This window comes from Symplocastrum torsivum (genome assembly GCF_059505465.1).
In genome coordinates, this window is sequence record NZ_JCACKQ010000054.1 from 42003 (window position 1) to 48187 (window position 6185).

Below are 6185 nucleotides of genomic sequence, written 5' to 3' on the forward strand. Positions count from 1 at the left end.
GGTTTGATTTCAACGAGGAGAGGAAGCGGCAAGAAAATCATCTGGAAAAGGTTCTCGTGCTTCAATCCAAGCGGTGGGGATTCCTCGTTGGCGTGCGGATAGTGCGACGATACCACAGGCGATCGCACAAGTTGTGTCCATGTCACCTAAACCACTCACTGTTGCCCAAAAAGTCTCCTCATAGTCTTCCAGATGGTGTGCGGCACACCATAGTACAAAAGGTACGGTATCTTGAGCGGAAATCTTGTATCCGGCACCAAGTTGTCTCGCTACCTTCATCGCAGGCACGGTGCTGGGGATTTCTACAACTTGCTGAATACCACTACGAGTTTCACTTTCAGGCACATTCTCGACGACCTGTTGGAGAAATTGTACAGGCTGCATAGACTCACCTTCACCAACCCGAAACGCTAACGCCGCCGCAACAGCAACGGCAACTGCCCCAGCAATTCCTTCCGGATGGGTATGTGTTGGTTGCGCTGAGAGAATTGCATTTTCCCGAACTGCCTCCAAGTCGTCAGCAAAATAAGCGCCTAGCGGTGCCACCCTCATCGCCGCACCATTGCCATATGAACCCGTACCTCCAAACATCTGCGAAACTTCAGTTCGCCAGTTTGCTCCTGATTGAAGACTAGTCAATAGCCGATACGCCCCTGCACCGTAGCCCCGCCAAGAGGTAAAGCGTCGGGCAAACCCTTGTGCCAGTTCATCCGGATCGATTCGCCCGTAGCGCCAAAGCGTCTCCACAATAGAGAGTGCCATCTCTGTATCGTCTGTATAGCGCCACACTCCTCGGGGAACCTCACGCCGTTCAATTCGGTCAAAAAGCTTTGAACCAGCCGCAAAAAAAGTTTCTCCAAGTGCGTCTCCGACTGAAAGCCCAGTCAAAGACAACTGCATCCGTTCCAGAGAATTCATAGTTTAAATACGTCCTCATTCTCCCTTCAGTTGGGATCAGCTTGAGTTTTACAATTGATGGATATCTGAGACAATTTTTAATTAGTTAATGACTCATTCTACTGATATCGCCACCTTAGCCCGCTGGATGGCGGCTGACTTTAGCAACCAAGAGCAAGCATTTGAGAATCCACCGATATTTGCTCATATCCGTGTCTGTATGCGCCCTCTGCCTCAGTCATTCCTCGATGGCACGAGTTTTTTTGTTGAACAAGCCTATGACTATATGCTGAATGACCCCTATAGGCTACGGGTGTTGAAGTTAATTAACGCGGGTTCACATATTGAGATTGAAAACTATACAGTCAAGGATGAAAAACCCTTCTATGGTGCTTCCCGTAACCTCGAACGGCTGCAAGCCTTGAAAGTTGACCAACTGGAGAAACTTCCTGGATGTAATATGGTTGTGGAATGGACAGGGCATAGCTTCAAAGGTTATGTAGAACCCGGTAAAGCTTGTATTGTCGTTCGTAAAGGTCAGACAACCTACCTCGACAGTAGCTTTGAGATTGACCAAGACAAATTTATCAGTCTTGACCGAGGACGTGACCCAGAAACGGACGAGCATATCTGGGGTTCAGTAGGTGGCCCATTTCACTTTGTCCGTTGGGCAAGTTTTGCGGATGAAGTGAAGGTTTAACGAATTAGCTGCCTATCAGCATCCCAAAAACAATACAACCGGTCGCAATACACAAGACCAGTGGCAGCTTTTTGAGGTTGGCAGCGATCACAACGACACTGGCGACTAGTGCCGCCAATGTCTCCTGTGATGTTCCACTTAAGCTGTTAATGCTGCTAATGGTCATCACTAAAATCACAGCAAATGGGACATGATTTAGCCAACGTGCTTGGAGTGATTCTAGGGAAACCCAAACCCCAACACTCCGCATTAAGTAATTGCCTAATCCTGTCAGCACGACAATTAACCAAATGTTCATGATGCCTCCTCATTCATCCCTGGTAAAAGCGAGGCAAGCAGGGACACACCGATAATCGATAGGAGAATGCCAACTGAGCCTAATTGCTGAGTTACCAGCACTAAAGCAGTCCCTACTCCTAGCACAACTAATGTGTCTCCACTCCAGCGACGACTCATCCCGTCACTGAGCAAACATAAAAATAGACTGGGTAGGGCAAAATGCAGCCATCGTTCCGGTAACTGAGAACCCACCTGACAGCCTAACCAAGTGCCAATAACCCAAGATGCCCAGCAAAATAGATGGATGCCAGCGTAGTAGGAAAATGATGCATTCGATTGGCTTTGTCCATGCGGTTCGTCCGACAAGTCCAAGGCAAATGCCTCATCTGTGAGTCCATGGAACAATACCAACTGCTGTACCCGACTGAATTTGCCAAAAATCCCCTTGGTAGCCAAACTCATCGGGATATGCCGCAACCCCATCAGCAACATGGTTAGCACAATACTCAGCCAAGAGAGATTTTGCCTAACTCCTTCAATCGCTGCAAATTGAGCCGCACCGGAATATACCCACAGTGACATACTCACTGCCGCTCCATCAGAAAGTCCTGACTGAACCGATACTGCCCCAAAACTCATAGCGATTGGCAAATAGCCAACAGCAACCCCCAAGCCACGACTGATGCCCCTTTTAAACTCTCTCATTAGTGGTACTGAAAACTCTCTTTCGTTCTCAGTTTAGGGAGGAGTCACCCAGTCAGTCTTGAACATTATTGCCTTTTATCCAGGTGTTGGACTCAAGCTAAAGTGCTGCCTCTTATGGAATAAGTTGCTTAATGGTGTCTACTAATTCTTGAGGGCGGCAAAGCTTGGAAATATAAGCATCGGCACCTTGCTTGCTGCCCCAATAAAAATCACATTCTTCTGTTTTGTTGGAATACATCAGCACAGCAGGCTTGTAAGTTGTTGCCTCAGCTTTGAGCTGACGGCAGACTTCATAACCATTCATCCTGGGCATAACGATGTCTAGGACAACAAGTACTGGGTTGTGAGTCTGAACTAGTTCTAGTGCTTCGATGCCATCACCAGCAAAAATCACATTTAGCCCCATTTTCTGAAGGATCTTAGAGATTATTAGCCGTTGTGTATGATCATCTTCGACGACTAGAGCTGTACCCATAAATATCTCCTGTTACACTCACCTCTTAAATATTTCCCACGAGAGAGGGATTTTCAGTAAAAGGTATGTGAAGAAATACATGAAGAAGTATGAAGATTATGCGATCGCATTCTAAAACCACCTCTCCATGGAGAAACTTAAACCAAGCATAAGCATTGCCTAACCTTGAGCAAAGAAAATCTTATGTAGTGGCTAGACATCATCAAACATCTCAAACACCAATGAACCTCACTGCTTTTAGCGCTGAGGTTTCTTTTTATACAGGGAAGGTTAAGACGCGATCGCTTTTTATCTAAGTTGTTGCTGCAAGTGCGATCGCTTCTGCAAAAATACTGCTGAGAGTGAGGGCGAGTTTTCCCACGACACAAGCCAACTAATCACCTGATACCGCTTCTCGAATCAAAGTTTGAAATCGCTCATCTTCTCGAATCTTGTCAAAATCTGAATCAGTGTGTACCATGTCTCGATACTTATCAGGATTTAGATTAATTGCCTGTTGCAAGTTCTCAATTGCCTGCTCAATATTGCCTTGCAAAGCATAACAGCAAGCTTTGTTGTACCAGGCTTCGTGTAAGTCAGGTTTGATTTTTAAGGCTTGGTCATAACTCTCTATTGCTTCTTCGATTCGTCCTAAATTCCCCAGCGCATAGCCCCGGTTGTACCAGGCTTCGTGTAAGTCAGGTTTGATTTTTAAGGCTTGGTCATAACTCTCTATTGCTTCTTCGATTCGTCCTAAATTCCCCAGCGCATAGCCCCGGTTGTACCAGGCTTCGTGTAAGTCAGGTTTGATTTTTAAGGCTTGGTCATAACTCTCTATTGCTTCTTCGATTCGTCCTAAATTCCTCGGCGCAATGCCCCGGTTGTACCAGGATTCGTGTTTGTCAGGTTTGATTTTTAAGGCTTGGTCGTAAGCGGTGCTGGCGGCTTCGTATTCTTTTGCAGCAACCAGCAGATTTCCCAGTTCAAGCAGCAAACTAGCTTTAGCACTAGGGGGCTGATGGTTTTCTTCTAGTAGTTCTTGAATCTCTAAAACTTTTTGAATCCGTTCTTCGGGAGTTAGAGAACAGTATTTCTCATAATCTCCTTCTAGGAGGATACGAGAAGATTCTTGCTCTAAAAGTTCTGGTTTAGTTGGAAATTCAAAGACACTCGAACGCCAGTCGAAGAAGTCGGGAGCGCGGTGGATGAAATACTTTAGAGAAAATGACCGCAACAGAAAAACAAAGCAAATCTCAAAATCATCTCGAAACCGTTCTCGCTGTTGGTTTAAGTGATTTAAGATTCGGGGTACACCTTTCCAACTGTAGAAGTCTCGCTCATTAGTATCACCAAACTTAACTTGCTCGTATTCATAAAACGAATGTTCTAGCCCTTGGACAAACAGAATGTTGATTTGCTCTCGGTTCGGTAGGCGCTCAACAATCTCGTATAAATTCTCAATCGGCTTATCCAGTCGCAAGAATTCAATAGTTTTCTTAGGAAGATCATCCTTAACTCGCGCAATCAAATACTCCCCTTCCGCTGGGGTACACCGGACAAACAACAAGCGAAAGCCCTCTGTCCGCTCAAGCGTGCGAACAAAGGTTTGATATTCTTCTTCTGGGTCAGCAGGTAGATCTTCGTCCCATTCGCTTGAGTCTAATGTCATACCGCATCCCTTGAATCTCCTACCGCCGATTACTTAAGGATAGTGTCCGCTTGCTTCCTATTGTGACCTCTCCCTCAACCCATTGGTGTCAACTTAAGCCCTAGCGACTGGAAGTCGCGGCTATAAAAACGAAGTCCGCCGTCGCGGACTAACGAAAAATCAAGTTTTTTGAAACCTGCGTAGGCAGGTTTTGTTTGTGTAGATGCGGTTTCAACCGCCAAGCCTATCTTAAGTTGACACCAATGCCCTCAACCCCTCTCCTTGTAGGATACTGCTGGCGAATTGGGGGTTAGACCCCCAATTTGACAAAAGTGATTTTAGGAACACATCGCTTTGAGGTGATGCAAAGGCGTTGTTTCAACATTTGTAATAAAATTGGGTGTTTTGTCATCACATGCCTCTGTTAAATGCACGTTGTATCCTGTCCAATTCGTATCTCTTTTAGTTCCGTTACGTGCCTCAATATCATAGGGCGATTCCATACAAATTGAATTGGGCGGAAATCCAGTTCCCTCACGCTTTCGCCAAATCAACCTACTGTTGATAAATACATACTGTTGAATCCACACACGTCTCAATATTTCAAGGCTTGCTAGTTGGCGTAAATTTGATGTCTCCTTACCTCCACACCATAATTTTTCCATCAAATAGTGCCCATCTCTACCAATCAACAATGCCATTTGTTCGCGTTCTGTTTTCTTTTTTGGTAAGCGGTAATCATCAAATCGCGAACTGTAACGGTCAAACCAATCCTCGTTAATAATTCCTTTTAGCCATTCCGGCGCTTCTGTAGCTAGCTCGTTGAGTGCTGCCCGTAGAGTTTCTCCTACTAACTCTACACGATTCACTTGACGTATCGCTGCTACCACCTGCGTTGAGTCTGTGCGTTGCTTTCCACGAGCCTTAATTAGATTATGTTCCTTTAAGTGCGATATCATCAAATCCAGCAACTTGTTCGATAACTCATGCTTGCATAATCTTTCTCGGAATTCACTTAGTACACTTGCATCAAATCCTGCATCAGTTAACTTCAGACCAAGTGCGTATTTCCAATCTATTCGACCTCTGATGGCATCGGCGGCTTGTCGGTCTGTTAAACCCTCCGCAAATTGCATTACTGTTATTAGCGCTAGCTTGGCTGGTGAGATGGCTGATTGTCCACACCGGGCTGGAAATAACTCCTTAAAGTCGCTGTCTAGGTATAACGTTCCTAATTCTTCGTACATTTTCATGTACACATTCCCTTTTCGGAATGACGCACGCGCTACTCGTGCTGTTTCTTCTGGTACTTCCCAATAATTTTTTGGATGCAGTGTCATATCACCAGACAACGAACTATTCAACTTTTTGTATCTTCTTGCTCATTGCTCTTACCCCTAGAAGGGGGTCAGACCCCTGATTCGCCATCAGTATCCTACAAGGAGAGCATTGGTGACAAGTTAAGGCTTTCTGGCAGTTGTCAAGAGGATCTGAGAAAAGGC

7 protein-coding genes are annotated in these 6185 nt (G+C 45.5%); 1 reads left to right on the forward strand and 6 read right to left on the reverse strand.

Annotated elements, in window-relative coordinates; genetic code table 11:
* Nucleotides 1–9: 9 nt before the first annotated feature.
* Entirely contained in the window at nucleotides 10–918 is a 909-nt protein-coding gene (locus AC5JL3_RS17690) for an ADP-ribosylglycohydrolase family protein (RefSeq protein ID WP_496075734.1), read from the reverse strand.
* A gap of 88 nt (nucleotides 919–1006) precedes the next feature.
* On the opposite strand from AC5JL3_RS17690, the gene AC5JL3_RS17695 reads away from it, so the two are divergent.
* Nucleotides 1007–1597: a chromophore lyase CpcT/CpeT gene (locus AC5JL3_RS17695; RefSeq protein WP_496075735.1), complete on the forward strand. Its 591-nt coding sequence runs from the start codon at nucleotides 1007–1009 to the stop codon at nucleotides 1595–1597.
* A 4-nt stretch (nucleotides 1598–1601) separates the two neighbouring features.
* On the opposite strand, the gene AC5JL3_RS17700 is transcribed toward AC5JL3_RS17695, so the two are convergent.
* The 5 genes from AC5JL3_RS17700 to AC5JL3_RS17720 all read right to left on the reverse strand — a co-directional run bounded on the left by AC5JL3_RS17700 (nucleotide 1602) and on the right by AC5JL3_RS17720 (nucleotide 6023).
* Complete coding sequence (locus tag AC5JL3_RS17700; RefSeq protein ID WP_496075736.1) at nucleotides 1602–1895, reverse strand: AzlD domain-containing protein; 294 nt, start codon at nucleotides 1893–1895, stop codon at nucleotides 1602–1604.
* Entirely contained in the window at nucleotides 1892–2581 is a 690-nt protein-coding gene (locus tag AC5JL3_RS17705; RefSeq protein WP_496075737.1) for an AzlC family ABC transporter permease, read from the reverse strand. The genes AC5JL3_RS17700 and AC5JL3_RS17705 overlap by 4 nt, the downstream gene beginning before the upstream one ends.
* A gap of 112 nt (nucleotides 2582–2693) precedes the next feature.
* The gene (locus AC5JL3_RS17710) at nucleotides 2694–3056 is read right to left on the reverse strand and encodes a response regulator (RefSeq protein WP_496075738.1); all 363 of its coding nucleotides are present in this window, start codon (nucleotides 3054–3056) and stop codon (nucleotides 2694–2696) included.
* 373 nt (nucleotides 3057–3429) lie between these two features.
* Complete coding sequence (locus AC5JL3_RS17715) at nucleotides 3430–4704, reverse strand: tetratricopeptide repeat protein (RefSeq protein WP_496075739.1); 1275 nt, start codon at nucleotides 4702–4704, stop codon at nucleotides 3430–3432.
* A gap of 317 nt (nucleotides 4705–5021) precedes the next feature.
* Nucleotides 5022–6023 (reverse strand): transposase, encoded by a 1002-nt coding sequence (locus tag AC5JL3_RS17720; protein ID WP_496075740.1) that lies wholly within the window; start codon nucleotides 6021–6023, stop codon nucleotides 5022–5024.
* Nucleotides 6024–6185: the final 162 nt, after the last annotated feature.

Coding starts and splice junctions, on each gene's coding strand:
- AC5JL3_RS17690 (WP_496075734.1), bottom strand. CDS start 918: ATGAATTCTCTGGAACGGATGCAGTTGTCTTTGACTGGGCTTTCAGTC.
- AC5JL3_RS17695 (WP_496075735.1), top strand. CDS start 1,007: ATGACTCATTCTACTGATATCGCCACCTTAGCCCGCTGGATGGCGGCT.
- AC5JL3_RS17700 (WP_496075736.1), bottom strand. CDS start 1,895: ATGAACATTTGGTTAATTGTCGTGCTGACAGGATTAGGCAATTACTTA.
- AC5JL3_RS17705 (WP_496075737.1), bottom strand. CDS start 2,581: ATGAGAGAGTTTAAAAGGGGCATCAGTCGTGGCTTGGGGGTTGCTGTT.
- AC5JL3_RS17710 (WP_496075738.1), bottom strand. CDS start 3,056: ATGGGTACAGCTCTAGTCGTCGAAGATGATCATACACAACGGCTAATA.
- AC5JL3_RS17715 (WP_496075739.1), bottom strand. CDS start 4,704: ATGACATTAGACTCAAGCGAATGGGACGAAGATCTACCTGCTGACCCA.
- AC5JL3_RS17720 (WP_496075740.1), bottom strand. CDS start 6,023: ATGACACTGCATCCAAAAAATTATTGGGAAGTACCAGAAGAAACAGCA.